Origin of the sequence: Nocardioides sp. NPDC127503, assembly GCF_040302165.1 — a bacterium.
In the GTDB taxonomy this organism is placed as follows: domain Bacteria; phylum Actinomycetota; class Actinomycetes; order Propionibacteriales; family Nocardioidaceae; genus Nocardioides.
The window spans coordinates 25488-51275 of record NZ_JBEORH010000020.1; the positions used below are offsets into that span (position 1 = coordinate 25488).

At 70.0% G+C, this 25788-nt stretch carries 20 protein-coding genes; 10 read left to right on the plus strand and 10 right to left on the minus strand.

All coding sequences use genetic code 11. From position 1 onward, the window contains the following. Nucleotides 1-12 precede the first annotated feature (12 nt). The 3 genes from ABTW65_RS28835 to ABTW65_RS28845 form a co-directional block, all read right to left on the minus strand. On the minus strand, nucleotides 13-1662 hold the full coding sequence (locus ABTW65_RS28835; RefSeq protein ID WP_350666597.1) for a phospho-sugar mutase: 1650 nt from the start codon (nucleotides 1660-1662) through the stop codon (nucleotides 13-15). Nucleotides 1663-2303: 641 nt separating this feature from the next. After that, nucleotides 2304-3101: a purine-nucleoside phosphorylase gene (locus ABTW65_RS28840; protein WP_350666599.1), complete on the minus strand. Its 798-nt coding sequence runs from the start codon at nucleotides 3099-3101 to the stop codon at nucleotides 2304-2306. Between the two features lie 20 nt (nucleotides 3102-3121). Further along, on the minus strand, nucleotides 3122-3574 hold the full coding sequence (locus ABTW65_RS28845) for a gamma-glutamylcyclotransferase (protein WP_350666601.1): 453 nt from the start codon (nucleotides 3572-3574) through the stop codon (nucleotides 3122-3124). Between the two features lie 72 nt (nucleotides 3575-3646). Here ABTW65_RS28845 and lpdA point away from each other — a divergent pair, with 72 nt between their 5' ends. After that, nucleotides 3647-5047, plus strand: coding sequence for a dihydrolipoyl dehydrogenase (gene lpdA / locus ABTW65_RS28850; protein ID WP_350666603.1), 1401 nt, complete (start codon nucleotides 3647-3649; stop codon nucleotides 5045-5047). A gap of 217 nt (nucleotides 5048-5264) precedes the next feature. Next, nucleotides 5265-7628: an arylsulfatase gene (locus tag ABTW65_RS28855; RefSeq protein WP_350666605.1), complete on the plus strand. Its 2364-nt coding sequence runs from the start codon at nucleotides 5265-5267 to the stop codon at nucleotides 7626-7628. On the opposite strand, the gene ABTW65_RS28860 is transcribed toward ABTW65_RS28855, so the two are convergent. Next, entirely contained in the window at nucleotides 7576-9447 is a 1872-nt protein-coding gene (locus ABTW65_RS28860) for a flavin-containing monooxygenase (protein ID WP_350666607.1), read from the minus strand. The genes ABTW65_RS28855 and ABTW65_RS28860 overlap by 53 nt on opposite strands. Nucleotides 9448-9582: 135 nt before the next feature. Here ABTW65_RS28860 and ABTW65_RS28865 point away from each other — a divergent pair, with 135 nt between their 5' ends. Then, nucleotides 9583-10650 (plus strand): SDR family NAD(P)-dependent oxidoreductase, encoded by a 1068-nt coding sequence (locus ABTW65_RS28865; RefSeq protein WP_350666608.1) that lies wholly within the window; start codon nucleotides 9583-9585, stop codon nucleotides 10648-10650. An 11-nt stretch (nucleotides 10651-10661) separates the two neighbouring features. Here the strand turns inward: ABTW65_RS28865 and ABTW65_RS28870 are convergent, their stop codons facing one another. Continuing rightward, nucleotides 10662-11195, minus strand: coding sequence for a TetR family transcriptional regulator (locus ABTW65_RS28870; RefSeq protein WP_350666610.1), 534 nt, complete (start codon nucleotides 11193-11195; stop codon nucleotides 10662-10664). A gap of 121 nt (nucleotides 11196-11316) precedes the next feature. Between ABTW65_RS28870 and ABTW65_RS28875 the strand changes: the two genes are divergently transcribed. The 3 genes from ABTW65_RS28875 to erm all read left to right on the plus strand — a co-directional run bounded on the left by ABTW65_RS28875 (nucleotide 11317) and on the right by erm (nucleotide 14273). Next, the gene (locus ABTW65_RS28875) at nucleotides 11317-11859 is read left to right on the plus strand and encodes a DinB family protein (RefSeq protein ID WP_350666612.1); all 543 of its coding nucleotides are present in this window, start codon (nucleotides 11317-11319) and stop codon (nucleotides 11857-11859) included. A 35-nt stretch (nucleotides 11860-11894) separates the two neighbouring features. After that, nucleotides 11895-13295, plus strand: a complete 1401-nt coding sequence (locus tag ABTW65_RS28880) for an NAD(P)H-quinone dehydrogenase (protein ID WP_350666614.1) — start codon at nucleotides 11895-11897, stop codon at nucleotides 13293-13295. Between the two features lie 219 nt (nucleotides 13296-13514). Continuing rightward, nucleotides 13515-14273 (plus strand): 23S ribosomal RNA methyltransferase Erm, encoded by a 759-nt coding sequence (gene erm / locus ABTW65_RS28885; protein ID WP_350666616.1) that lies wholly within the window; start codon nucleotides 13515-13517, stop codon nucleotides 14271-14273. 76 nt (nucleotides 14274-14349) lie between these two features. On the opposite strand, the gene ABTW65_RS28890 is transcribed toward erm, so the two are convergent. Continuing rightward, on the minus strand, nucleotides 14350-17727 hold the full coding sequence (locus tag ABTW65_RS28890) for a pyruvate carboxylase (protein ID WP_350666618.1): 3378 nt from the start codon (nucleotides 17725-17727) through the stop codon (nucleotides 14350-14352). A 137-nt stretch (nucleotides 17728-17864) separates the two neighbouring features. Here ABTW65_RS28890 and ABTW65_RS28895 point away from each other — a divergent pair, with 137 nt between their 5' ends. Further along, nucleotides 17865-18785, plus strand: coding sequence for a hypothetical protein (locus tag ABTW65_RS28895; RefSeq protein WP_350666620.1), 921 nt, complete (start codon nucleotides 17865-17867; stop codon nucleotides 18783-18785). Between the two features lie 4 nt (nucleotides 18786-18789). Here ABTW65_RS28895 and ABTW65_RS28900 read toward each other — a convergent pair whose 3' ends face one another. From ABTW65_RS28900 to ABTW65_RS28910, 3 genes are read right to left on the minus strand one after another with little or no spacing between them, the layout of a single operon-like run. Continuing rightward, the gene (locus ABTW65_RS28900) at nucleotides 18790-19455 is read right to left on the minus strand and encodes a response regulator transcription factor (RefSeq protein ID WP_350666622.1); all 666 of its coding nucleotides are present in this window, start codon (nucleotides 19453-19455) and stop codon (nucleotides 18790-18792) included. Continuing rightward, the gene (locus ABTW65_RS28905) at nucleotides 19455-20621 is read right to left on the minus strand and encodes a sensor histidine kinase (RefSeq protein WP_350666624.1); all 1167 of its coding nucleotides are present in this window, start codon (nucleotides 20619-20621) and stop codon (nucleotides 19455-19457) included. Before ABTW65_RS28905 ends, ABTW65_RS28900 begins: the two co-directional genes overlap by 1 nt. A gap of 34 nt (nucleotides 20622-20655) precedes the next feature. Continuing rightward, on the minus strand, nucleotides 20656-21564 hold the full coding sequence (locus ABTW65_RS28910; protein ID WP_350666625.1) for a LysR family transcriptional regulator: 909 nt from the start codon (nucleotides 21562-21564) through the stop codon (nucleotides 20656-20658). Between the two features lie 93 nt (nucleotides 21565-21657). Between ABTW65_RS28910 and ABTW65_RS28915 the strand changes: the two genes are divergently transcribed. After that, nucleotides 21658-23028 carry an MFS transporter gene (locus tag ABTW65_RS28915; protein ID WP_350666627.1) on the plus strand — a complete coding sequence of 457 codons (1371 nt, stop codon included), beginning with the start codon at nucleotides 21658-21660 and terminating at the stop codon, nucleotides 23026-23028. Further along, nucleotides 23025-23813 (plus strand): 3-hydroxybutyrate dehydrogenase, encoded by a 789-nt coding sequence (locus ABTW65_RS28920; protein WP_350666629.1) that lies wholly within the window; start codon nucleotides 23025-23027, stop codon nucleotides 23811-23813. Before ABTW65_RS28915 ends, ABTW65_RS28920 begins: the two co-directional genes overlap by 4 nt. 17 nt (nucleotides 23814-23830) lie before the next feature. Here ABTW65_RS28920 and ABTW65_RS28925 read toward each other — a convergent pair whose 3' ends face one another. Continuing rightward, the gene (locus ABTW65_RS28925) at nucleotides 23831-24760 is read right to left on the minus strand and encodes an NAD-dependent epimerase/dehydratase family protein (RefSeq protein ID WP_350666631.1); all 930 of its coding nucleotides are present in this window, start codon (nucleotides 24758-24760) and stop codon (nucleotides 23831-23833) included. Between the two features lie 130 nt (nucleotides 24761-24890). On the opposite strand from ABTW65_RS28925, the gene ABTW65_RS28930 reads away from it, so the two are divergent. Then, nucleotides 24891-25607 (plus strand): TetR/AcrR family transcriptional regulator, encoded by a 717-nt coding sequence (locus tag ABTW65_RS28930; protein WP_350666633.1) that lies wholly within the window; start codon nucleotides 24891-24893, stop codon nucleotides 25605-25607. The last annotated feature ends 181 nt before the right edge of the window (nucleotides 25608-25788 follow it).

Consider the following 25788-nt stretch of genomic DNA (forward strand, 5'->3'; position numbering starts at 1 on the left):
ACTCGGCAGGGGCTAGACGCCGAGGGCGGCGCGGATGTCGACCTTGAGCGCGCCGAGGGCGATCTCAGCGTCGGTCCGGGCCTGTGCGAGCGCCTCCAGCGAGTCGACCGGCTCGACGACCTCGAGGTAACACTTGATCTTGGGCTCGGTGCCGCTCGGCCGCACGATCACCCGTGACCCGCCGGCCAGCTGGTAGCGGATCCCGTCGGTCGGCGGCAGTCCGCCGATCCCGGTGGTGAGGTCGTCGAGCTGCTGCACGGTGGCCCCGGCCAGGGCGGTCACCGGCCGGTCGCGGAGGCGCTGCATCGCGCCCGCGATCTGGGCCGGGTCCTCGAGCCGGATGGAGAGCTGGGTGGTGGCGTGCAGGCCGTGCTCGACCGCGAGCTCGTCGAGCAGGTCGGCCAGGTCACGACCCTCCGCCTTCAGCGACGCGGCCAGCTCGCACAGGAGGAGCAGCGCCGAGATACCGTCCTTGTCGCGTACGTGTTCGGGGTCGACGCAGTAACCCAGCGCCTCCTCATAGCCGAACGCGAGCCCGGGCGCGCGTGAGATCCACTTGAAGCCGGTCAGCGTCTCGGCATAGGCCTGCCCGGCGGCCGCGGCGATCTTGCCGAGCAGCGAGGAGGAGACGATCGAGGCGGCGTACGTCCCGGTCACGCCCTTGCGGATCAGGTGGGTCGCCAGCAGGGCGCCGACCTCGTCGCCGGTGAGCATCCGCCACTTCTTGCCGACGGGGATGGCGGCGGCGCAGCGGTCGGCGTCGGGGTCGTTCGCGATGACCAGGTCGGCGCCCTTCTTGCTCGCCAGCGCCATCGCCCGGTCCATCGCCCCGGGCTCCTCGGGGTTGGGGAAGGCGACGGTCGGGAAGTCGGGGTCGGGCCGCTCCTGCTCCTTGACCACGAACGGCTCGGGGAAGCCGGCGAACTTCATCGCCAGGTTCACCAGGTCGCCGCCGACACCGTGCAGCGGCGTGTAGACCGTGCTGAGATCGCGCGGGCCGCCTTCGTCGAGGAGACCGACGACCGTGTCGAGGTAGCTGTCGACCAGGTCCTCGCTGATCGTGTGGCCGGCCGGGCCCTGCGGGACCGAGCTCACCTTGTCGACCGCCGCGATCCGCTTCGCGATGTCGACGTCGGCCGGCGGCACGATCTGCGACCCGTCACCGAGGTAGACCTTGTAGCCGTTGTCCTGCGGCGGGTTGTGGCTGGCCGTCACCATCACCCCCGCGCTCGCGCCCAGGGCCTTGACCGCGTACGCCAGCACCGGCGTCGGCAGCGAGCGCGGCATCACCAGCGCGTGGAGGCCCGCCCCGGTCATCACCTCAGCGGTGTCCTGGGCGAAGACGTCGGAGTTGTGCCGGGCGTCGTAGCCGATCACGACCGGCCCCTGCGCACCGGTGGCGAGCAGGTAGCGGGCCAGCCCCGCGGCCGCCTTGATCACGACCACCCGGTTCATCCGGTTGGGGCCGGCCCCGAGCGCGCCCCGCAACCCGGCCGTGCCGAACTGCAGCGTGCCGGAGAACCTGTCGGCCAGCTCCGCTGCGGCTCCCGGGGCCGTGGAGGTCAGGAGGCTCTCGAGCTCTGCTCGGGTCTGTGCATCTGGGTCATCGGCAAGCCATTCCCGGGCTTGGACGACGAGCGCAGATTGATCTGTGGGGACCATGGATCTGACCCTAGGTCATCGGGTGCCGGAAGATCGAAGGGCTTCTGTCGTTTTGTGGCTGGGGTTTGCCGCCGACCCGTTTTTGGAGGGTGTTCTCAACGAACCCCGGAGTAAAGGACGGCCTTCGGCCGCCGGCTTCGCCGGTCGCCTTCGGCGATCCTTGACACCGGGCTCCGTCGAGAATTTCGGCTGTATATCGGGTCGGCGGCGGGGTTTGGCGCGGAGATTTGGGTTGGGCGGGGGCTTGGGAGCTTGGGTGGTCGGTCCGACCGGTGGAAGGAATTTTCTTTCCGCCCGGAGACCAGTTCGGCAGGCGGGGTCGGGTAGGCGAACGAATTTTCGTTCGCCGCAGATGCCGCCTCGGCCGGGGGCGGGGTTGGCACGTGGAAGAAACTTTTCTTTCACGTAAAGACCCCATGTCTGGCCGAGGCGTGGATCGGTCACTTGCCGGGTGAGTGTGCCGTGGCCACACCCGGGCCGCCGCCCCGATAGCCAGCCAAATCTTTCTCGATCTGGTCCGGAGTCCAGGACCGCGAAGCGGCCGGCGAAGCCGGCGGGCCGAAGGCCCGTCCTTGACGCCGGTCCAGATCGAGAGACCCTCAAAGAACGGGTCGGCGGCCCAGCCCAGCCCCGTAGACCGCTCAGATCTTGGGAACGAGGTTGCTCAACAGCCCACCCATCCGCGTAGCGGCGTTGCGACCAGCCTCGAGAACCTCGGCGTGGTTGAGCGGCTGGTCGGAGATGCCGGCGGCAAGGTTGGTGACCAGCGAGATACCAAGGATCTCCATGCCCGCCTCGCGAGCCGCGATCGCCTCGAGGGTGGTCGACATGCCGACCAGGTCACCGCCGATGATGCCGGCCATCTTCACCTCGGCCGGGGTCTCGTAGTGGGGCCCGGGGAACTGGACGTACACGCCCTCGTCGAGCGAAGCGTCCACCTCCTTGGCGAGACCGCGGAGACGCGCGGAGTAGAGGTCGGTGAGGTCGACGAAGTTGGCTCCGACCAGCGGGGAGGTGGCGGTGAGGTTGATGTGGTCCTTGATCAGCACCGGGGTGCCAGGGGACCAGGACGGGTTGAGTCCGCCGCAGCCGTTGGTGAGCACCATGGTCGAGCAGCCCGCGGCCGCGGCGGTGCGCACGGGATGTACGACCGCGTCGACGCCCTTGCCCTCGTAGTAGTGGGTGCGGCTGAGGAAGACCAGCAGGTTGCGGCCGCTCGCCGACCGGATGGAGCGGATCTTGCCGCTGTGCCCCTGGACCGCGGCGGCGCTGAAGCCGGGCAGGTCGGTGGTGGCGATCTCGGTGTAGTCCTCGCCGAGCGCGTCGACGGCGGGCAGCCAGCCCGACCCCAGCACCAACGCGATGTCGTGCTTCTCGATGCCGGTCTTCTCCGCGAGCGCGGAGGCGGCTTCCTTGGCGAGTTCGTAAGGCGTGGTCACTCGCCGAGTTTAGACCCGGCTCAGTCGTTGGACCGGCACGGGCGCGTACGCAGCGCATGCACGTAGTCGTCCGGCGCTCCGCCAGCCTCGGCGGCATCGGCCAGCGCGCCCAGGTGGCGGGCGTCCGGGATGCCACCCTCGTACGTGTCGAGGACATAGGTCTCGCAGAGCAGGTCCTCGGCGAGCGCCGAGATCCGCACCTTGGTCTTGAAGTAGAGGCCGATGTCGGCCAGCTCCCACTTCTCCAGGGCTTCCATGTCCTGGTCCACGACGTCGTAGACCGCGACGAAGACCTGCTCGAACGGGTCCTGGACGATCGTGGCCATCGGCCCGTCGCCGAGCACGTTGTCCTCGCCCCCGAAGGTGAGTCGCCAACCACCCAGCCACCCGGTCGTACGCAACGGCGAATGCGGGCACCGCTCACTCATCAGCGCCGGGTCGAGATTGACGCCATAGGCCGCATAGAGAGTCACGGGTCACGAGGTTACCGCCCAGTCCTCACCCGCTTGGGATCTATCTGTTATTGGCGGTCTACCCTTGGGTACGTGACCCACTTTGATGTTCTCGTCCTCGGCGCTGGCCCCGGTGGCTACGTCGCCGCCATCCGTGCCGCTCAGCTCGGCAAGTCCGTCGCCGTCGTCGAAGACAAGTACTGGGGCGGTGTCTGCCTCAACGTCGGGTGCATCCCGTCCAAGGCGCTGCTGCGCAACGCAGAGATCGCGCACATCATCACCCACGAGAAGAAGACCTTCGGGATCTCGGGTGACGCGACCATGGACTTCGGCGCGACCTTCAAGCGCAGCCGCGGCGTCGCGGACGCCAGCGCCAAGGGCGTGCACTACCTGATGAAGAAGAACAAGATCACTGAGATCGACGGCTGGGGCAACCTGACCGGGCCGAAGTCGATCGCCGTCAAGGGCAAGGACGGCGCCTCGACCGACTACACCTTCGACAACCTCATCATCGGCACCGGCGCGACCGTCCGCTCGGTCCCGGGTGTCGTGCCCAACGGGCAGAACATCGTGACCTACGAGGAGCACATCCTCACCGAGGAGCTGCCGGGCTCGATCATCATCGGCGGCTCGGGCGCGATCGGCGTCGAGTTCGCCTACGTGCTGAAGAACTTCGGCGTGGACGTCACGATCGTGGAGTTCCTCGACCGGATGGTGCCGACCGAGGACGCCGACGTGTCCAAGGAGCTGCTGCGCCAGTACAAGAAGCTCGGCGTCAACGTGATGCTCTCGACCGCGGTCAAGGGCGCCGAGGACACCGGCTCGGGTGTGAAGATCACCGTGGCCCCGGCTGCCGGTGGCGAGGAGCAGGTGCTCGAGGCCGACAAGTTCCTGGCCGCCTTCGGGTTCGCGCCGCGGGTCGAGGGCTTCGGCCTCGAGAACGCCGGCGTCGAGCTCACCGACCGGGGCGCGATCGCTGTCGACGCCCGTGGCCGCACCAACGTCGAGGGCATCTACGCGATCGGTGACTGCACCGGCAAGCTGATGCTCGCCCACACCGCCGAGGCCATGGGTGTCGTCGCCGCCGAGACCATCGCCGACGCCGAGACCATGGAGATCAACTTCGACATGATCCCGCGGGCGACGTTCTGCCAGCCGCAGATCGCCTCGTTCGGCTACTCCGAGGCGCAGGCCAAGGAGAAGGGCTACGACGTGAAGACCTCGTCGTTCCCGTTCTCCGCCAACGGCAAGGCCCGCGGCATGGCCGAGGGTGTCGGCTTCGTGAAGATCGTCGCCGACGCCGAGCACAACGAGATCCTCGGCGCCCACATGATCGGCCCCGAGGTCACCGAGCTGCTGCCCGCGCTGACGCTCGCTCAGCAGTGGGACCTGACCGCCGACGAGGTCGCCCGCAACGTCTTCGCCCACCCGACGCTCTCGGAGGCGATGAAGGAAGCCATCGAGGGCATCGCGGGTCACATGATCAACCTGTGATCGACCGCTTCGGCCCGCCAGCCGAAGCACCTGGCCAGAGGCCCGGAACCACGTCCCGTGGTTCCGGGCCTTCTTGCGTCCTGTCGACCCTCGCCCGAGGCGCGAGGGTCTCACCTGATTCGGGGGAGCGCGACCGATCGGGGTTCGCGCGACGATCGCAGCAGCCCAAGGCGGCATGTGAGGCCGCGAGACGTGGCAGACCAAAGGGGTAGGGATCATGGCGCACGGAGCAGGCTCGTTCACGACGAACGTCGACAGGAATCACCTGCCCGAACCGGAGTGGTCCTACGACGACGCCGAGATCGGCATGTACGCCACCGAATCACAGCCCGACTTCCCGCCACCCAAGGAGGCGCCGGCGGGTTCCCCGAACATCCTCCTGGTCCTGCTCGACGACGTCGGATTCGGGTGGCCGAGCGTGAACGGCGGACTGGTCAGGACGCCGACCGCTGAGCGCCTCGCTCGGAAGGGGCTGTTCTACAACCAGTTCCACACGACCTCACTGTGTTCACCCACGCGAGCGGCCCTGTTGACCGGGCGTAACCACCACACGGTGGCAAGCGGGGTCATCCAGGAGATGGCGACCGGGTATCCCGGATACAGCGGCATCATTCCCAAGGGCACAGCGACTTTCGCGGAGCTGCTCAAGCACGCGGGCTACACCTCGGGCTGGTTCGGCAAGAACCACAACGTTCCGGACAACCAGACCAGCCCGGCCGGCCCGTTCGACAACTGGCCGACACATCAGGGCTTCGATTACTTCTACGGGTTCATCTCCGGGGAGACCGATCAGTTCTATCCCTCGCTCTACCGCGGCACCGAACCAGTGGAACCGCCCTCCCGACCCGAGGACGGCTATCAGCTGACTCGCGACCTCGCCGACGAGTGCATCGGCTGGATCGGACGGCAGAAGACGATCGCTGAGGACCGGCCGTTCCTGGCGTACTTCTCGCCAGGTGCTGCCCACGCGCCCCATCAGCCGCCCCTGGACTGGCGGGGCAAGAACGCCGGTCGCTTCGACATGGGTTGGGACGAATACCGGCGGACTGTCCACCAGAACCAGCTCGATCTGGGCGTCATTCCTCCGGGCACCCAGCTCACCGACCGGCCCGAGCAGATCCCCACCTGGGACAGCCAGCCCGAGGACCACCGCCGACTCTTCGCACGCCAAGCGGAGAACTTCGCGGACTTCCTCGAGCACACCGATCACGAAGTCGGCCGCGTCGTGGATGCCATCGAAGAACTGGGCGAACTGGACAACACGATCGTCATCTACATCCTCGGCGACAACGGCTCCAGCGCCGAAGGCTCGCTCGTGGGCACCCCGAACGAGATCATGAGCCTCAACGGGCGCCAACCCTCGATCGACGAGGCGATCGGCTTCTACGACACCTGGGGTCTTCCGGGCACCTCGCCGCACTACGCGGTCGGCTGGGCACACGCCGGCGACACCCCGTTCCAGTGGACCAAGCAGGTGGCCTCCCACTTCGGCGGCACCCGTAACTGCATGATCGTGTCGTGGCCCGACCACATCGCCGATACCGGGAAGGTACGCCCACAGTTCCACCACGTGATCGACGTGGCGCCGACTCTGCTGGAGATCGTCGGCGTCGCTCACCCGAGCGTGGTCAACGGGGTCGTGCAGAAGCCGATCGAGGGCACGAGCTTCGCCTACACCTTCGGCGCAGGGGAGGACGCGACCCCCAGCCGGCACACGCGGCAGTACTTCGAGATGCTCGGCAACCGGGCGATGTACAAGGACGGCTGGATCGCCTCCTGCCGACACGGTCGCCTCCCGTGGGAGACCTCGGGAACGTACTCCTGGGACGACGACGTCTGGGAGCTCTACAACATCGCCGACGACTTCAGCCAGGCGGTCGATCTGGCGAGTCAGCAGCCGGAGCGGCTGCGTGAGCTGCAGGACATGTTCATGGCCGACGCTGCACGCTACAACGTCCTGCCGCTCGACGACCGCTTCGCGGAGCGTCTCGACGTCACGCTACGTCCCAGCTACTTCGCCGGACGGGACCGCGTCACGTTCCGCGAAGGCATGGTCCGCCTGCCCGAGGGGAGCGGCCCCCGGATGGTCAGCGTCCCGCTCACGCTCACCGCGTCGATAGACGTCCCGGACCCGGGCGCCGAAGGAGTGATCTTCGCAGTCGGCGGCGACGCCGCCGGATGGGCGCTGTTCGGATGGGACGGAAAGGCCAGGTTCCACTACAACTACTTCGGGATCCGGCGCTACGACCTGACGTCCGAGGTGGCACTGCCTCCCGGAGCACACACGATCGAGGTCACGATCAGGCCGTCGACAGCCCAGCCAGGTGGCCCGGCCGAGGTCACGATGGCCATCGACGGGACCAAGGCCGGACGGCTCGAGCTCCCCGAGCAGATTCCGATGCGGTGCGGAACCGAGACGATGGACGTCGGGATGGACTGCGTCTCCCCGGTCTGCAACGAGTACGAGGACCGATCCCCGTTCCCCTTCACCGGAAAGATCCACGAGGTCACCTTCGACTTTCCCTACGTCACTCCTCCGACCGGCCACGACCGTCTGAAGATGGCCACGAAGATGGACTGAGCCGCGGCCCGGTGAGGGCTTCGTCGATGGAGGTCTCGCGCCAGGCGCGGAGCTCCTCGTGGAAGGCGACGGCGGAGCCCGGGTAGCCGGTGGGGACGTCGGGGCGCCCGACGCCCTCGGCGTTGTAGTAGCCCGGGGTGCACTCAGCGTGGAACCAGGCATGGCGCGGCGCGCCTTCGGAGAGCCGGCGGGCCCAGGCGTCCTCGGCCTCGCGGGACGGCTCGATGAGGGCGCCGCGCGCCTCGGCGGCAACCACCAGCGCCGCGGCGTGGACGGCCTGCTCGTCGAGGATGTGGCTGAAGTTCACGCTGCTGGCGTTGTGGAGCGAGCCCATCTTGATCAGGTTGGGGAACCCGTTCGACGCGAAGCCGTGCAGCGACCGCGGGCCCTCCTGCGCCCACGCCTGGAGGAGCTGGACACCGTCGCGACCGGTCACCGGCAGCCTGCCCGAGGTGATCCCGGAGACGCCGACGGAGAACCCGGTCGCGAAGACCAGCGCGTCGACCGCGTACTCGACCCCGGCCACGACCACGCCGCGCTCGGTCATCCGCTCGATGCCGTGCGAGTCAGCGGTGTCGACGAGGGTGACGTTGTCGCGGTTGAACGCGGGCAGGTACGTGTCGGAGAACGTCGGCCGCTTGCAGGCATAGCGGTACCAGGGCTGGAGCGCCGACGCGGTCGCCGGGTCCTCGACGATCTCGGTGACCCGGGCGCGGATCCGCTCCATCGTTGCGTGGTCGAGGGCCTCGTACGCTGCTTCGAACTCCTCGTTGTCCTGGCCGGCCTCGTCGCGGCGGAAGCTGGGCAGCAGCTTCTCGAGCAGCGCCGCCGACTCGGTCCAGGCGTCGTCGACGAGGTCCTCGTCGACGCCCGGGACGGCCTCGCCGGAGACGATCCGAAGGAAGTTCTCGCGGCGCTCGGTGGCCCAGCCGGGGCGGTCCGCCCCGAGGTCGGTGGCGGTCAGCGGGCGCTGGCCGCGTACGCCGACGGTGGAGGGGGTGCGCTGGAAGACGTAGAGGTGCTCGGCGTCCTCGGCGAGCATCGGCACCGCCTGGATGCCGGTCGCGCCGGTGCCGACGATGCCGACCTTCCGGCCGGCGAGGCCGGTCATGCCGCCCTCGGGGGTGCCGCCGGTGTAGCCGTAGTCCCAGCGCGAGGTGTGGAAGGTGTGACCCGCGAACGACTCGATCCCGGGGATGCCGGGCAGCTTCGGCTCGGTCAGGGTGCCGGTCGCCGTGATGACGTACGTCGCCCGGAACTCATCGCCGCGATCGGTGGTCACCAGCCAGCGCTGGTCGGCATCGTCCCAGGTCAGCGAGGTCACAGCGGTCGAGAAGAGCGCGTTCTGGTAGAGGTCGAACTTCTCGGCGATGCGTACGGCGTGCTGCCGGATCTCCTCGCCCGGGGCGTACTTCCATCGCGGGATGTAGCCGGTCTCCTCGAGCAGCGGCAGGTAGACGGCGGCGTCGATGTCGCAGTGGATGCCGGGGTAGCGGTTCCAGTACCAGGTGCCGCCGAAGTCGCCGCCCTTCTCGACGACGCGCACCGACCCGACGCCCTGCTGGCGCAGTCGCGCGCCGGCGAGGATGCCGCCGAAGCCGCCGCCGACGACTGCCACGTCGACCACGTCGTGAACCGGCTCGCGCTCGGCGCGCTCGGTGTAGGGGTCCTCGGCGAAGTAGCCGAACTCGGCCTCGGTGGGTCGGTACTGCGCGGATCCGTCGGGATGTACCCGGCGTTCGCGCTCGGCGGTGTAGCGCTCCCTGATCTGGGCAGCGCGCTCGGGGGTGACCGGGTTCTCGCAGCGCGGCAGGGTCATCGCGCGGCTCCTCTCGTGGGGTGGGGTGTGCCCGGTGCGCCGACGAGGGTCGCGAAGTGCCCCGAGCGGCATTCGCGGTTACGATAGCCGAAACGGACAAGCCTGTCCGGATCGCTCCGACGAAAGGCCGCCGCCATGTCGAACCTCACCCCCGCCTCGCCCGTACGCAGCTTCTTGGACCATCCGGTCGCCGGGAAGGTCCTGCGCGGCATCATCGCGGCCGGCGGCGGCACCGAGGAGGCGCTCGCTCCGGCGCTCGGGTTGCCGCTGGACAAGCTCGTCGAGATGTCCGGCGGCAGGTTCCCGGCCGAGGTCGTCGGGCTGCTGGTCGGTGTCGCCGAGACCGGCGTGATCCCGGAGGGTGTGCCGACCGTCGACCGGGCCCCGGCGAGCGCCGCCACGGCACCCGCAGCTGACCTGGGCATCGAGATCGGCTCGCCCCAACCCTGGACCGAGGTGCTCACTGGCGGCCGGTTCGCCGGTCAGACCGCGGTGGTCACCGGCGCCGCGGGCGGGATCGGGAAGGCAGTCGCGGCACGTATCGTCGGCGAGGGCGGGCAGGTGGTCGGCATCGACGTATCGGCCGAGAAGCTCTCCACGACGGCGACCGAGCTGGGCGAGAGGTTCCACGCGCTGGCCGCGGACATCACCGCGCCCGAGACCGCGGCCGCCGTCCTGGCCGCTGCAGGCGATCGCATCGACGCGCTGGCCAACGTGGCTGGCGTGATGGACGACGACGCCGCGCCGCACGAGATCGACGACACGATCTGGGCGCGCTGCATGTCGGTCAACGTGGACGGGCCGATGCGGCTGATGCGTGCGGTGCTGTCCGGGATGCTCGCCGCGGGCGAGGGCCGGATCGTCAACGTCGTCTCCGAGGCCGGTCTCCGCGGCTCGGCGGCCGGTGCTGCGTACACGACCTCGAAGCACGCCCTGGTCGGGCTGACGAAGTCGGCGGCGTTCCAGTACGCGGGGACCGGGGTGCGCATCAACGCGCTCGCTCCCGGTGCGGTCGCGACCGGGATCCACGTGCCCGAGGGCGCGCCGTACGGCTCGTCCCGGACGGCCGGGATGCGCGTCGCGATCCCCGGGATCGCCACTGCCGAGGAGCTCGCCGCGTCGATCACCTTCCTGCTCTCGCGCGACTCGGTGAACATCAACGGGGCCGTGGTCGCCTCCGACGGCGGCTGGTCGGCCGCCTAGAACGCGGGGGTTCAGACGCCCGGCGTGACCGGGCCGATCTCGATCCCGAGCAGGGCCCACGCCCGGCGGGCGGCGGTCTCGCGCGCCTCCGGGGTCGGTCCGTGCACCCCGCCGGAGACCATCGCGACGGCGAGCATGAGGTCGTCGGCGTCGTAGGCCTCCCTCGGGAGCCCGCCGATGGCGGTGCGTACGCGATCGGCGAGGAAGAGGGAGCTCTCCTCGCCGCTGAGCCGGATGATGCCGACGAAGGCGGTCGAGTGGATCATCTGCCAGGTGACGACGCCGAGCACATCGGCCAGCGTCGCATCAGGGCGAGCGGCGACCTGCTCGATGTCGCGTACGTTCTCCTCCAGCACCGCCGTCGCCAGGGTGAGCCGGTCCGGGAAGTGTCGGTAGAGGGTGCCCTGGCCGACGCCGGCGCGCTTGGCGACCGCCGACATCGGGGCGTCGAGACCCTGCTCGGCGAGCACCTCGCGGGCGGCGGTGACCAGGAGGTCACGGTTGCGGACCGCGTCGCTTCGGGTCGGGTTGGCGGGGCTCGTCATCCCAGCAGGGTAATCGCCTGCGGATCTTCTTCGGTCGTCGGTCCAATGCGGACCGAAACTGACCTGAATGGCTCATAGCGTTGTGGGTGTCAGCGGGAAACACCACCAAGGAGTCCATGCCATGACCGCAACCGCCGCCAGCGCCATGAAGACCAGCGCCACCGCCACCCTGTCCCGTGAGCGCACCGACCTGCTCGAGACCCTGGCCAAGCACCGCGACTTCCTGCGCTTCGCCGTCCGCAACCTGACCGACGAGCAGGCCCGGCTCACGCCGACCGCCTCCGCGCTCAGCCTCGGCGGCCTGGTCAAGCACGTGGCAGCCGGCGAGCGCGGCTGGGCCGACTTCATCGTCCGTGGCGCGGTGGCGCAGGAGCTCACCCCGGAGAAGTACGCCGAGTTCGCCGCCGACTTCGTCCTCGCCGAGCACGAGACGCTGGAGGGTGTGCTGAAGGCGTACGAGGGCGTGGCCGCCGCCACCGACGAGCTGATCCGGACCGTCGACCTCGACGAGGACCACGCCCTTCCCGAGGCGCCTTGGTTCGAGTCCGGCGCGCGCTGGTCCAACCGACGCGCCCTCGCCCACATCCTGGCCGAGACCGCCCAGCACGCCGGCCACGCCGACATCATCCGGGAGACCATCGACGGTCAGAAGACGATGGGCTGAATCTGCTGCTCCAGGGGCGTGGAAGAATGCGGCCCATGGCGCGAGTGACGATCATTGGTGGGGGTCCTGGCGGATACGAGGCGGCGCTGGTCGCGCAGCAGCTCGGGGCGGAGGTCACGGTCGTCGACCGTGACGGCCTCGGCGGCAGCGCGGTGCTCACCGACTGCGTGCCGAGCAAGACCCTGATCGCCACCTCCGAGCTGATGTCGGACATGACGCTCGCCCGCGACCTGGGCATCAACTTCCGCGACCACCACGGCGACCCGGCCACCGAGCTCTACGCCGACCTCGAGCTGGTCAACAAGCGCGTCAAGTCGCTCGCGCTCGCGCAGTCGAGCGACATCGAGAACCGGCTGACCCGCCGCGGGATCCGTATCGTCAAGGGCGCCGGGCGCATCGACGCCGACAAGCGTCAGGTGATCGCGACCCGGGCCCAGGACGGTAGCGAGGAGGCGATCGAGAACGACGCGGTCCTGATCGCCACCGGCGCCCGGCCGCGGGTGCTGCCCACCGCCCAGCCCGACGGCGAGCGGATCCTGACCTGGGAGCAGGTCTACGACCTCGACGAGCTGCCCTCGCACATGATCGTGGTCGGCTCGGGTGTCACGGGCGTGGAGTTCGCCAACGCCTACCTCAACCTCGGCTCCCAGGTCACCCTGGTCTCCTCGCGCGACCGTGTTCTCCCCGGTGAGGACGCGGACGCGGCGACGGTCCTGCAGGACGTGCTCGAGCGGCAGGGCATGAACATCCTCAGCAAGTCGCGGATGGAGTCGGTGACCCGCTCCGGCGACGTGGTCACCGTCAAGCTGACCGACGGTCGCGAGGTCACCGGCAGCCACTGCGTCCTCGCGCTCGGCTCGATCCCCAACACCGAGGGCCTCGGCCTCGAGGAGGCCGGCATCGAGCTCGACGAGGGCGGGTTCATCCGCACCGACAAGGTGTCGCGCACCTCCGCCTACGGCGTGTACGCAGCCGGCGACTGCACCGGCGGCTTCATGCTCGCCTCGACCGCCGCCATGGCCGGCCGGATCGCGATGCGCCACTTCCTCGGCGACGCGGTCATCCCGATGGACCTCAAGGAGGTCGCGGCAAACGTCTTCACCTCGCCCGAGATCGCCACGGTCGGCTACTCGCAGGCTCAGGTCGACTCGGGCGAGGTCGTCGCCGACACCCTGCGCCTCGACCTCAAGGGCAACGCGCGGGCGAAGATGCAGGGCATCTCCGACGGCTTCGTCAAGCTCATCTCCCGCCCCGGCACCGGCGTCGTCATCGGCGGCGTCGTGGTCGGCCCGCGCGCCTCAGAGCTCATCCACCCCATCGCGCTCGCTGTCTCCACCGGGCTCACCGTCGACCAGATCGCCAACACCTTCACCGTCTACCCGTCGATCTCCGGCTCCACCGCCGAGGTCGCCCGCCGCCTCCACCACGTCGAGTAGGCACCTAGAAAACGGTGTGCGAGCAGCGCCACGCCTTCGCTAGCGTGAGCGCCATGGGTAACTGCTGCATGACGATGATCGTTCGGATCCGCCGCCGCTGACGGCGCGGATCCCACCCGAAGCACTCGTTCGCATTCGCGCCGCCACCTGGCAACCCTGCCGGGCGGCTCCGAGTGCTACCCGCATGCCGCCCGGCTCCTTCTGTCTCGAGGAGCATCCATGTCCGACGTACGCCCTGGCCGGCACGAGCTCGGCCAGAACTTTCTCACCGACAGGTCGGTACTCGACCGCATCGTCCATCTCGTCTCGCAGCGGCAGGGTCCGCTGGTGGAGTGGGGCACCGGCAACGGTGCCGTCACCCTGGCGCTGGCCGAGCTCGGTCGTCCGCTGGAGGGTGTCGAGATCGACTCCCGCCGGGCGGCCGAGCTGCGCCGACGGACCGGTACGCACGTGTGCATCGCCGAGGGCGACATCCTGCGTCACGCGCCACCGCAGGACGCGGTCGTCGTCTCCAACGTCCCGTTCCACCTGACCACGCCGATCCTGCGCCACCTGCTGTCCTCGACGACGTGGCGCCATGCCGTACTCCTCACCCAGTGGGAGGTCGCCCGCAAGCGTGCGGGCGTCGGCGGCACGACCCAGCTCACCGCGCAGTGGTGGCCGTGGTTCACCTTCACCCTCGACCGCCGGGTCCCGTCGACCGCGTTCCGCCCACGGCCCAATGTCGACGGCGGCCTGCTGCTCATCGACCGACGTCGCGAGCCGCTGCTGCCCGAGTCGGAGCTCAGCGAATTCCAGCCGTGGGTGGCGGCGGTCTTCAGCAGCCGTGGCCGCGGCGTCGCCGAGATCCTGCGCCGCAACGGCGTACCCGATGCAGCTGCCGGCCAGATCGCCCGGAGGCGCCGACGATCTCAGGCGCCGGTGCTGCCGCGGGACCTGCGTGCGGAGGACTGGGTCGAGGCGTACGCATCGGTCTGACCCCGCCGAGAAGTCGCGCGCGTCGGCCGAGATAGCACTCGGGTGCCATCTCGGCCGACGCGGCTGACGTCTCGGCTCAGCCGAGCACGAGGACCAGGTCGCCGCCGTCGACGGACTGGGTGCCGGAGAAGGCGAGGCGGGAGACGGTGCCGTCGACGGGGGCGGTGATGGCGGCCTCCATCTTCATGGCCTCGATGGTCGCGACGGTGTCGCCGGCCTTGACCGACTCACCGGCCGCGACCGAGATGGTGACGACACCCTGGAACGGCGCCGCGACCTGACCCGGAACGGCGGGGTCGGCCTTCTCGGCGGCGGCGACCTCGGCAGCGACGGAGCGGTCACGTACCCCGATCGGGCGCAGGTGACCGTTGATCGTCGCCATGACGGTGCGGATGCCGCGCTCGTCGGGCTCGGAGACGGCGGTGAGCCCGAAGATGACGGTCTTGCCCTCGGAGAGCTCGACGACGTGCTCCTCGCCCTCGCGAAGGCCGTAGAGGTAGTCGAGCGTCGAGATCACCGATACGTCGCCCCACTTCGAGCGGGCCTCGGTGAAGTCCTTCGTCGGTCCGGGAAAGAGCAGCCGGTTGAGCGTCCCACGGCGGTCGGAGGCGAGCCCGGCGGCGTCCTCGGCCGACAGGGTCGGCGACGCCGCCTTCCAGGTGCGTCCCGCGGTCGCCTTGCTGCGGAACGGCTCGGGCCAGCCGCCCGGCGGGTCACCGAGCTCGCCGTTGAGGAACCCGATGACCGAGCCCGGGATGTCGTACGCAGCCGGGTCGGCCTCGAACGCGGCCGGGTCGGCACCGGCCGCGACCAGCGACAGCGCCAGGTCGCCGATGACCTTGGACGACGGGGTGACCTTGGGGACGCGGCCGAGGATCTGGTTGGCCGCGGCGTACATGTCCTCGATCTGCTCGAACTTCTCGCCCAGCCCGAGCGCGATCGCCTGCTGGCGCAGGTTGGAGAGCTGGCCGCCCGGGATCTCGTGGCGGTAGACCCGGCCTGTCGGCGCAGGCAGCCCGGACTCGAAGGGCGCGTAGACGCGGCGTACGGCCTCCCAGTAGGGCTCGAGCGAGTTGACCGCCGCCAACGACAGGCCAGTGGCACGCGAGGTGTGGTCGGTCGCCGCCACCAGCGAGGAGAGCGGCGGCTGGGAAGTGGTGCCGGCCATCGACGCGGTCGCCGCGTCGACGGCGTCGACACCGGCCTCGATCGCGGCCGTCAGCGTGGCCAGCTGGCCGCCGGCGGTGTCGTGGGTGTGCAGGTGGACCGGCAGGTCGAACCGCTCCCGGAGCGCGGTCACCAGGGTGCGCGCGGCGGGTGCCCGCAGCAGCCCGGCCATGTCCTTGATCGCCAGCACGTGCGCCCCGGCCGAGACGATCTCCTCGGCCAGCCCCAGGTAGTAGTCGAGCGTGTAGAGCTTCTCGTCCGGCGAGGAGAGGTCACCGGTGTAGCAGAGCGCCACCTCGGCGACGGAGGTCCCGGTCGCCCGCACCGCGTCGATCGCGGGACGCATCTGGGACACGTCGTTGAGCGCGTCGAAGATCCGGAACACATCGATGCCGGTCTCGGCGGCCTCCGAGACGAACGCGTCGGTGACCTCGGTCGGGTAGGGCGTGTAGCCCACCGTGTTGCGACCGCGCAGCAGCATCTGCAGGTTGATGTTCGGGATCGCCTCACGCAGGTGCGCCAGCCGCTCCCACGGATCCTCGGAGAGGAAGCGGAGAGCAACGTCGTACGTCGCCCCACCCCATGCCTCCATCGACCACAGCTGCGGCGTCAGCCGGGCGACATGGCCGGCGACGCCGAGCAGGTCGGTAGTGCGCACCCGGGTCGCGAGCAGCGACTGGTGGGCGTCGCGGAAGGTGGTGTCGGTGACGGCGACCGGCTCCTGGGAGCGCAGTGCGGCGGCGAAGCCCTCCGGCCCGAGCTCACGCAGTAGATCCCGCGACCCGGCCGGCGGAGCCTCGGAGAGGTCGAGCTTGGGCAGCTTCTCGACCGGGTGGAGCGAGACCGGCGCGGCGCCGTGCGGCTGGTTGACGGTCACGTCAGCCAGGTAGGTGAGCAGCTTGGTGCCGCGGTCACCGGAGGCCCGCGCGGTCAGCAGCTGCGGGTGGGTCTCGATGAACGAGGTCGTGATCGAGCCCGAGATGAAGTCGGGGTCGTCGAGCAGCGCCTGCAGGAACGGGATGTTCGTCGCGACCCCGCGGATGCGGAACTCCGCCACGGCCCGCCGGGCGCGGGTGACGGCGTCCTCGAAGGTGCGCCCACGACAGGTGAGCTTGGCGAGCATCGAGTCGAAGTGGGGCGAGACCTCGGCCCCGGCGTACGTCGTGCCGCCGTCGACGCGGATCCCGGCACCGCCGGGGGAGCGGTAGGTGGTGATCATGCCCGTGTCGGGGCGGAAGTTGTTGGCGGGGTCCTCGGTGGTGATCCGGCACTGCATCGCGGCACCGCGCAGCTGCACGGAGTCCTGGGTGAGCCCGAGGTCGGCCAGCGTCTCGCCGGACGCGATCCGCATCTGCGAACGGACCAGATCGACGTCGGTGACCTCCTCGGTCACGGTGTGCTCGACCTGGATGCGCGGGTTCATCTCGATGAAGACGTAGTTGCCGGCGGGGTCGAGCAGGAACTCGACGGTGCCGGCGCAGGAGTAGCCGATCTCCTTGGCGAACCGCACCGCGTCCGCGCACATGCGTTCCCGCAGCTCAGGGTCGAGATTGGGGGCGGGGGCGATCTCCACGACCTTCTGGTGGCGGCGCTGCACCGAGCAGTCACGCTCGAAGAGGTGGATCACCTCACCGGTGCCGTCGGCGAGGATCTGCACCTCGATGTGACGCGGCTCGACCACGGCCTGCTCGATGAAGACGGTCGGGTCACCGAAGGCCGCCTCGCCCTCGCGCATGCAGGTCTCGACCGCCTCGCGCAGCTTGTCGGGGGAGTCGACCCGCCGCATCCCGCGCCCACCGCCACCCGCGACCGCCTTCACGAACAGCGGGTAGGGAAGGGCGGAGGCGGCGGAGACGAGTGCGTCGACGTCGGTCGACGGCTCGACCGACTGCAGCGTCGGTACGCCGGCAGCCTTCGCCGCCGCGATGGCGGTGGCCTTGTTGCCGGTGAGCGTGAGGACCTCCGCCGACGGCCCGATGAACGTGATCCCGGCCCGGGCGCAGGCCTCGGCCAGCGCCGGGTTCTCGGAGAGGAACCCGTAGCCGGGGTAGATGGCGTCCGCGCCGCTCTGCTTGGCGACCTCGACGATCGCGTCTGGATCGAGATAGGCCCGGATCGGGTGACCGAGCTCTCCGATCTGGTAGGCCTCGTCGGCCTTCAGCCGGTGCTCTGAGCCCCGGTCCTCGTAGGGAAAGACGGCGACCGTCTTGGCCCCGAGCTCAAAGCCTGCGCGGAAAGCTCGGATCGCGATCTCACCGCGGTTGGCAACCAACACCTTCGTGAACATGGCGGCCACGCTACCCATCCGAAGCGCGTCGTCCAGGTTATGGGACGATTTCGCCCAGTTAGTGGACGTTAAGAAGTCGCGAACTGTGCGGATTCGTTGGGACCGCTGAGCGGGTCGCGGACCATACCCTCGGCGGCATGAAGATCAAGACTCGACAGCGCCGTTCAGCTCTGGTCGCCATCGCTGGTACGGCTCTGCTGGCCGGATCGCTCACCGCGCTCGGAGCGGCGAGGTCGCCGGCCGCCGCGGCCGGCACCGTGAGCTGCTCCGGCTCGATCAACGGCAAGGCCGGTGGCTACATCCGCAAGCGCGGCATCAAGAACAGCACGGTGACCAGCAACTACCGCAGCGCCGGCACCGTCACCTGGTCGCCACGGGCCTGGATCGAGATCGGCGGAGCCGGCGACGAGACCACCTGGAAGACCAGCTACATCGTGCCCGGCACCGACGGCACCGGCCGCACCGTGACCATCGGCGGGACCAACGGACAGTCCGTGCTCACCGAGACGAAGGCCGTGCAGCTCTACCGCTCCAACGGCACCGCGGTGACCGGCTGGAGTCCCAAGAAGGTCGTGAACGGCCCCACGACGGCGGTCTACAGCGTCACCACCTCCGGCGTCGTTCAGCAGACCGCGCTCTCCTACTCCAGCACCGGCACGCGCCTCGGCACGGTCACGAATCTGCCGGTCACGCTGCCGAGCACCACGACCGTCGCGGGCGTGTGGACGAGCCACAACGGGGTGATGTACAACCTGCTCTACTCGATCAACCCGAGCACCAACAAGCTCGAGCAGATCGTCGTACGTCCCGACCGCCCGGCGGAGGCGAAGAAGTACGTCGTCCGCAGCCTCGGCACCGGATGGCGCTACATGTCGGTGCACAACTGCTACGACGCCGACGGCTCGGTCGCGGCCAAGGACATCGTGCTGATCAACCCGACGACCGGCAACGCGGTGCGCATCCGCCAGAGCAGCGGCATCGGGCACAGCACGACCTTCTCTGCCTCGACCCGCGTCGGCACCGACGGCTCATGGAAGTGGAGCGGGATCAGCAGCTAGACCCTCATCCCGGCCAGAGGTCGAGCAGGTCCCCCGGGCGCAGCCCGAGGGCGTGCTCGATGTCGCCGGGAGAGGTCTCGCGCAGATACTGCGAGACCAGCTGGGCCAGCTCCATCCAGTAGCCGCGCAAGGTCGACTCGGACAGGTACATCGACCGGCTCATCTCTGCGTACGTCAGTCCGCGGGCGCGATGGGCGAGCACCTCGCGTTGCCTCGGCGTGAGGACGGTGATGCTGCGGCGGCGTACGAGGACCTCGATGAGGCCGGTGATACCCGGGGGGATCACCGGCTCATCGGCGGCGACCGCGCGGAACGCCGCCTCCGCCTCGGCCAGCGAGGCCGCCTTCGAGACCACGCCGGTCGCTCCGGCGGCGAGGCAGGCCGCGAGCACGAACCGGCGCTCCTCCTGGGAGTAGACGCAGACCCGGTAGCCGGCCTCGACGATCCGCCGGATGGCCGTGGTGCCCTGCGAGGCGTCGGGCTGGCCGGTGTTGGCGAGGTGGAGGTCGAGGATCACCACGTCGGCCTCCGGCCTCGCCGTCAGCAGGTCCTCGACGTTCTCGTGGCTGGACACGAAGGTGAGGTCGGGCAGCAGCAGACTCAGCGAGGCGCGCATTGCAGTCGCGTCGTCCACATGGCTGAAGCGCGGCCCGGAGGGTGCGGCGGACATCACGACACCTCCGCGGCAGTGGTCTGCGCGAGCGTGACGGTCGTGCCGAGGTCGCGGATGCTGTTGATCGCGACGTCGACGCCCGAGCGCGCGAGCTGCTCGACGACCACCTCGCGCAGACCGAACCCGTACGTCGTCGTGGAGCTGTCGAAGCCGATGCCGTCGTCGTGCAGGGTGACCTCCCAGCCGGATCCGTCCTCGTCCTCGGCGGCGTGCAGGCCGACCCGGCCCGCCCGCGCGTGCTGGCGTACGTTGAGCAGCAGGCTGCGCAGCGCGGCGGCCAGGTCGTCGGCGAGCGCGCGTCGGAGCGCGACGTCCTGGGCGAGGTCGGCGACCACCGTGATCGGGAGGTCATCGAACTCCGCGCCGACGGCGGTGACCACGGCGGCCAGGTTGGTCGCCTCGCTCACCGGCGGCGGGGTCTGGCCGCTCAGATAGGCGCGCATCCGGTTGAGCTCGACCTCGGCCTGCGACCGCAGCGCCCCGTTGCTGCCGGCGGAGTCGGTCTCCACCAGCAGCCGCATCATCGCGGTGCCGTTGTGGATCGCGAGCCGGGCACGCCGCTCCTCCTCGGCCTTCGCGGCCTCGGCGGCATAGCGTCGCGCCTCATCGGCCTCGGTCCCGATCCGCACGATCGTCTGACAGCCGAACCAGGCCAGCGGCCCGAGGACCAGCAGGGTCAGGCAGGTGCTCAGTGCGCCGGTCAGGTCGGCCCAGTCGTCCACGGTCGGCGCGATGTAGACCGCCTCGGCGACCGCCAGCGAGGCGAGCAGGAACATCCACAGCCACCGCGAGCGTACGGCCGACAGCCCGCAGGAGACGCACAGCGCGTAGCCCAGCTGGAACCCCACCCAGGTGCCCGTACGCAGCTCCACCGGGACCGTCCACAGCCCCACGATCAGCAGGGCCACGGCCACGGCGACGTCGAGCACGGCGTACGGCACTCCCGGCGGCCGCCTGGTGGCCAGGGTGATCGCAGCGATCGCGACGAGCATGACGGTGGCCAGGATCCAGCTGGCTCCGGTCAGCCAGGGGTGGTCGACGCGGGAGAGCGCGGGCATCGCCGCCAGCAGGGACGGCGCCATCTGCGCGAGGGTCGCGAGCCGCATCCCGGCCACGAAGAATGCCACCAGGCGCACGGCGGCTGCCCGAGTCGAATGTGGCACCCGTGAATTGTCGCTGATGGTCGATCCGCGGACGTCACCGGCCGATCAGGGCATCTCGCTGTTCGTCCATCTGCTCCCGCAGGCCACCCACGACGGCGGCCACAGCGGGACGGCGCCAGGACTCGGGATGCACGACCGCCCAGTAGGGCAGCCGCTGGTGGATGTCCTCGTGGAGCAGCCGGACGAGGTCGGGGTGCCGGTCGGCCATGAAGCAGGGCAGCAGGCCCAGACCGGCCCCGGCCCGGGTCGCCTCGACGTGCACGAACACGTTCGTCGACGTGACCGCATCGCGGATGCCGGGCAGCAGACGCCGGGGGATGTCGAGGTCGTCGACCTGGAGCATCGAGTCGACGAAGTAGACCAGGCGGTGGCGTACGGCCTCCTCGATCGTGCCCGGGGCGCCGTGGCGCTCCAGATAGCCGGGGGAGGCGTAGAGACCGAGCTCGTACCCGCCCAGGTGCATCGCCCGGCCGCGGTTCACCGCGGGCTCGCCGACCACCACCTCGATGTCGACGCCGGAGCGGTGCTGCGCAGCCTGCCGGGTCACGGTGACGATCTCGACCGATAGCTCGGGATGGTCCTGCCGCAGCGCGGCCACCGCCGGCGAGGCGATGTACGCAGCGAACCCGTCGGTCGTCGACATCCGGACCACGCCGGCCACCGGGTCGGCCGGCTCGTCGGCCGCCAGCCGGGCCAGCGACTCGGCGACTCCCTCGGCGGCCCGCGCGGCGCGTTCGCCGAGAGCGGTCAGCGCCCAGCCGTCGGAGCCGCGCACCAGGACCCGGCCGCCGAGGGCGCGCTCGAGGGCGGAGATGTTGCGGCTGACCGTGGTGTGGGTCAGGCCGAGCGAGCGGGCGGCGGTGGTGAAGCGGCCGCTGCGCGCCACCTCCAGCAGCACCAGCAGCTGGTCGGCGGAGGGCGGCGTCGACGGGGAGGTGGCCATCGGGCCAGCCTATCGGCAATGTGCATTTGCGTTCACGCCGTGTGCCAACATGCGCGTTGCGAGCACATCGTGATCGCTGTCACACTCCCAGCCATGTCCTCGACACAGCCGGGCGCCACCGCCGCCCCCAACGACCAGAGCCTGCTCCGCAGGACCGTGGCGGCCTCCATGGCCGGCACGGTCGTGGAGTGGTACGACTTCTTCCTCTACGCCACCGCCTCGGCGCTCGTCTTCGCCAAGGTGATCATGCCGGCCACCGGCAACGCCTACGACGCGATCATCGCCGCCTTCGTGACGTACGCCATCGGGTTCGTCGCCCGCCCGCTGGGCGGCGTCGTCTTCGGCCACATCGGCGACCGCCTCGGCCGCAAGTACACGCTGCAGCTGACCATCATGCTGATCGGTGTCGCCACCGTGCTGATGGGCTGCCTGCCGACGTACAACCAGATCGGCCTCCTCGCGCCGATCGCGCTGGTGGTGCTGCGGTTCGTGCAGGGCCTCGCCCTGGGCGGTGAGTGGGGCGGCGCCGTCCTGCTGGTCGCCGAGCACGCCCCCGACGACCGGCGGGCGACCTGGGCCGCCTGGCCGCAGGCCGCCGTGCCGGTGGGCAACCTGCTCGCCACGCTGGTGCTCACCCTGATGACCATCACGCTCTCCGACGCCGCGTTCCTGGCGTGGGGCTGGCGGGTCGCGTTCTGGCTCTCCGCCGTGGTGGTCGTCGTCGGCTACTTCATCCGCCGCTCGGTGACCGACTCGCCCATCTTCGAGGAGGCGAAGGCGGAGCAGACCGAGTCCGCCTCGACCGGCTACGGCGTCTTCGAGGTGCTCCGCCGCTACCCGCTGGGCGTGCTCAAGGGCATGGGCCTGCGGTTCGCGGAGAACATCATGTACTACCTGGTGGTCTCCTTCTCGATCGTCTACCTGGTCGAGGACCAGAAGATGGACCAGGGCGCGTTGCTCGGCCTGATCGCGGTCGCGCACGCCTGCCACTTCTTCTTCATCCTCGCCGTCGGCCGGATCGCCGATGGCGTGGGCCGCAAGCCGGTCTACCTGGGGGGTGCGGTGCTCGGCGCGACCTGGGGCTTCTGGGCCTTCCCGATGCTCGACACCAAGAACAACCTCGCGATCGTGGCGGCGCTGATCGCCGGTCTGGCCATCCACGCGCTGATGTACTCCACGCAGCCCGCGATCATGGCCGAGATGTTCCCGACCCGGATGCGCTACTCCGGCATCTCGATCTCCTACCAGGTGACCTCGATCTTCGCCGGCTCGCTCGCGCCGCTGCTGGCCATCGCCTGGCTCAAGGACACCGGCACCTGGACCAATACCGCGATCTACCTCGCCGTGGCCGGCATCATCACCGGTCTGGTCGTGCTCACCCTCAAGGAGACCAAGGGCACCTCGCTGCGGGCCCTGGACCGCGCCGACGCTGAGCGTACCGAGCGCGAGGTGAGCCCGGCGTGAGCTCAGCGACGACGGCCCCGCCCGCGTCGGTCGATTCCGGACGTACGCTGCGGGGCCGGCGCGCCCTGGTCACCGGCGGCGCCTCGGGGATCGGCGCCGCGGTGGCCCGCGAGCTCGCCGCCCGTGGCGCGAGGGTCGTCGTCGCCGACGTGGCCGGCGATGCCGCCCAGGCCCTCGCCGAGGAGATCGGCGGCGAGGCGTGGGTGGTGGACCTGACCGCGACCGAGGAGCTGGACGACCTCACCCTGGAGGTCGACATCCTGGTCAACAACGCCGGCATCCAGCGGGTCAGCCCCATCGAGAAGTTCGATCCCGACGACTTCCGCCGGATCCACTCGATCATGCTGGTCGCGCCGTTCCTGCTGGTCAGAGCCGCCTTGCCGCACATGTACGCCAACGGCTGGGGTCGCATCGTCAACATCTCCTCCGTGCACGGCCTGGTCGCCTCCCCCTTCAAGAGCGCCTACGTCTCGGCCAAGCACGGCCTGGAGGGACTCTCGAAGGTCACCGCCCTCGAGGGCGGCCCGCACGGGGTGACCAGCGTCTGCGTCAACCCGGGCTATGTGCGTACGCCGCTGGTGGAGAAGCAGATCGCCGACCAGGCCGAGGTGCACGGTGTCCCGGCCTCCGAGGTCGTCGAGCAGGTGCTCCTGCAGGACGTGGCGGTGAAGCGGCTGGTCGAGCCGGACGAGGTCGGCTCCCTGGTCGGCTGGCTCACCGGCCCGGACGCATCGATGGTCTCCGGCGCCTCGTGGGCCATCGACGGCGGCTGGAGCGCCCGGTAGCTCCAGCCCGGCCGCGCTCAGGCCTGCGTACGCCACCAGTCCACCGTCGCCTTGGCCCCGGTCTCGAGCGGGGTGGGGGCCAGGCCGAGCAGGGCCTCGCTGGCCGAGGAGTCCAGCACGAACGGCTTGTCGAACTGGTAGACCATCTCGGCCAGCTCCCGGGTGCCGGCGTGCACCGTGCCGATCGCCTTCATCGTCCAGGTGGGGATGCGGCCGACCCGGGGCGCCGCGACCCCGGCCACGTCGGCGTAGAGCTGGACCAGCGCACGCTGGGAGACCGCGGGTGCGGTGGGCGCGTGCAGGAAGGTGTCCCACAGGGTCTTCTCGTCGGCCGCCTTGATCATCGCGGCGCCCAGGTCGGGGACGTACGTCCAGGAGTGCGGCGCGTCCGGATCACCGAGGACGCGCATGGTGCGGCCGGCGAGGACGGTGGGGACCATGCGCTCGCCGGCGTGAGCGGTGCGCACCAGCGGGCCGTAGAAGTCCGAGGCGGCGACGCTGACCGTCGGTGTCGGTGAGGCATCGCGGGCGCGAAGCAGCTCGACCCGCACCGCGGGCTTGCCGAAGTCGGCGTTCCGCGGTGTCTGCTCGGTCATCGGCCCGGTGACGTGGCCGTAGGCGTAGAGGCTCTCCGGGAAGACGACCACGGCACCCGCCCGTCCGGCGGCCTCGAGCACGACCTTCTCGGCCCGCGGGAGCTCGGCGCGCCAGGTGTCGGCGGCGTAGGCGCTGCCGTGCATGCAGTGGAAGACGGCGCTGACCCCCGCGGCCGCCTGGGTGACGGTGTCGAGCTCCGTGGCGTCGCCGCGGAGCCGCTCGATGCTCGCGTGCACCGGGCCGCTGCCGGAGCGGGTGAGGAGGCGTACGCGATCCCCGCGGGCGGCGAGCTGCTGGGCGATGGTCGAGCCGACGGGGCCGGCGCCGATGACGAGGTAGGTGCTGTTCATGGCTGTCTCCTGAGTTCGAGGGTTTCGAGAGCAGTGCTCTCGGAATGAGTCTGGCGCGAGTCGTCGGCAAAAGCAAGAGCACTGCTCACTTTTGTTGACAGCGCTCTCTGGGTCGGGTCACGATGGAGCCATGACAGCCACCTCACGAGACGGCACGCCCCGCGAGCGGGCGCGGGCGCAGACCATGGACGAGATCGTCCGGATCGGCCGCGAGCACCTGGCGATCCACGGCGCCGCCGCGCTCTCGCTGCGCGCGGTCGCCCGCGATCTCGGGGTGGTCTCCTCGGCGGTCTACCGCTACGTGAAGAACCGCGACGAGCTGCTGACGCTGCTCCTCGTCTCCGGGTACGACGAGCTGGGCGACGCCGTCGACGCCGCCGTCGCCGCGGCCCCCGAGGACGACCACCGAGCCCAGTTCGTGGCGCTCGGGCGCGCGGTCAGGACCTGGGCGCTCGCTGAGCCGGCGACGTACGCCCTGCTCTTCGGGTCGCCCGTCCCCGGCTATGCCGCGCCGGACGAGCGCACCAGCGTGCCAGGCACCCGCGTACCGACCGCGATGCTGCGTCTGGCCGCCGGCGCGATGGCGGCCGGTCGGCTGCGCGTGCCCGAGGAGCCAGCAGAGGTCTCACCTGCTCTCGCGATGGGGCTCCAGGGCATCCGCGACCAGCTCGGCCTCGACCTGCCCGACGCCTGCCTCACCCGCGGCGTACTCGTCTGGACGAGCCTCTTCGGCCGTGTCAGCTTCGAGGTCTTCGGTCAGTTCGGCCCCGACAGCTTCGGTGACCCCGCCGCCCTCTTCGAGCTCCACCTGACGACCCTGGCCGACTCCCTAGGCCTAGCCGAGTAGTCAGTTTCTGGCGCCGCGAAGTCAAAAATTGACGGCGAGAGGTCACCGGAGTGACCTCTCGCCGTCAAAAATCGACTACTCGGCGACTACTTGATCTCGGCGATGACCGCGCCGTTGGCGACGGTCTCGCCGACGGTGGCGTTGAGGCCGGTGATGGTGCCGGTCTTGTGGGCCTTGAGGG

Bases quoted from the DNA above. Each gene is read 5' to 3' on its own strand.
- ABTW65_RS28835 (WP_350666597.1), bottom strand. From the start codon at position 1,662: ATGGTCCCCACAGATCAATCTGCGCTCGTCGTCCAAGCCCGGGAATGG.
- ABTW65_RS28855 (WP_350666605.1), top strand. From the start codon at position 5,265: ATGGCGCACGGAGCAGGCTCGTTCACGACGAACGTCGACAGGAATCAC.
- ABTW65_RS28860 (WP_350666607.1), bottom strand. From the start codon at position 9,447: ATGACCCTGCCGCGCTGCGAGAACCCGGTCACCCCCGAGCGCGCTGCC.
- ABTW65_RS28865 (WP_350666608.1), top strand. From the start codon at position 9,583: ATGTCGAACCTCACCCCCGCCTCGCCCGTACGCAGCTTCTTGGACCAT.
- ABTW65_RS28870 (WP_350666610.1), bottom strand. From the start codon at position 11,195: ATGACGAGCCCCGCCAACCCGACCCGAAGCGACGCGGTCCGCAACCGT.
- ABTW65_RS28875 (WP_350666612.1), top strand. From the start codon at position 11,317: ATGACCGCAACCGCCGCCAGCGCCATGAAGACCAGCGCCACCGCCACC.
- ABTW65_RS28880 (WP_350666614.1), top strand. From the start codon at position 11,895: ATGGCGCGAGTGACGATCATTGGTGGGGGTCCTGGCGGATACGAGGCG.
- erm (WP_350666616.1), top strand. From the start codon at position 13,515: ATGTCCGACGTACGCCCTGGCCGGCACGAGCTCGGCCAGAACTTTCTC.
- ABTW65_RS28890 (WP_350666618.1), bottom strand. From the start codon at position 17,727: ATGTTCACGAAGGTGTTGGTTGCCAACCGCGGTGAGATCGCGATCCGA.
- ABTW65_RS28895 (WP_350666620.1), top strand. From the start codon at position 17,865: ATGAAGATCAAGACTCGACAGCGCCGTTCAGCTCTGGTCGCCATCGCT.
- ABTW65_RS28900 (WP_350666622.1), bottom strand. From the start codon at position 19,455: ATGTCCGCCGCACCCTCCGGGCCGCGCTTCAGCCATGTGGACGACGCG.
- ABTW65_RS28910 (WP_350666625.1), bottom strand. From the start codon at position 21,564: ATGGCCACCTCCCCGTCGACGCCGCCCTCCGCCGACCAGCTGCTGGTG.
- ABTW65_RS28915 (WP_350666627.1), top strand. From the start codon at position 21,658: ATGTCCTCGACACAGCCGGGCGCCACCGCCGCCCCCAACGACCAGAGC.
- ABTW65_RS28925 (WP_350666631.1), bottom strand. From the start codon at position 24,760: ATGAACAGCACCTACCTCGTCATCGGCGCCGGCCCCGTCGGCTCGACC.
- ABTW65_RS28930 (WP_350666633.1), top strand. From the start codon at position 24,891: ATGACAGCCACCTCACGAGACGGCACGCCCCGCGAGCGGGCGCGGGCG.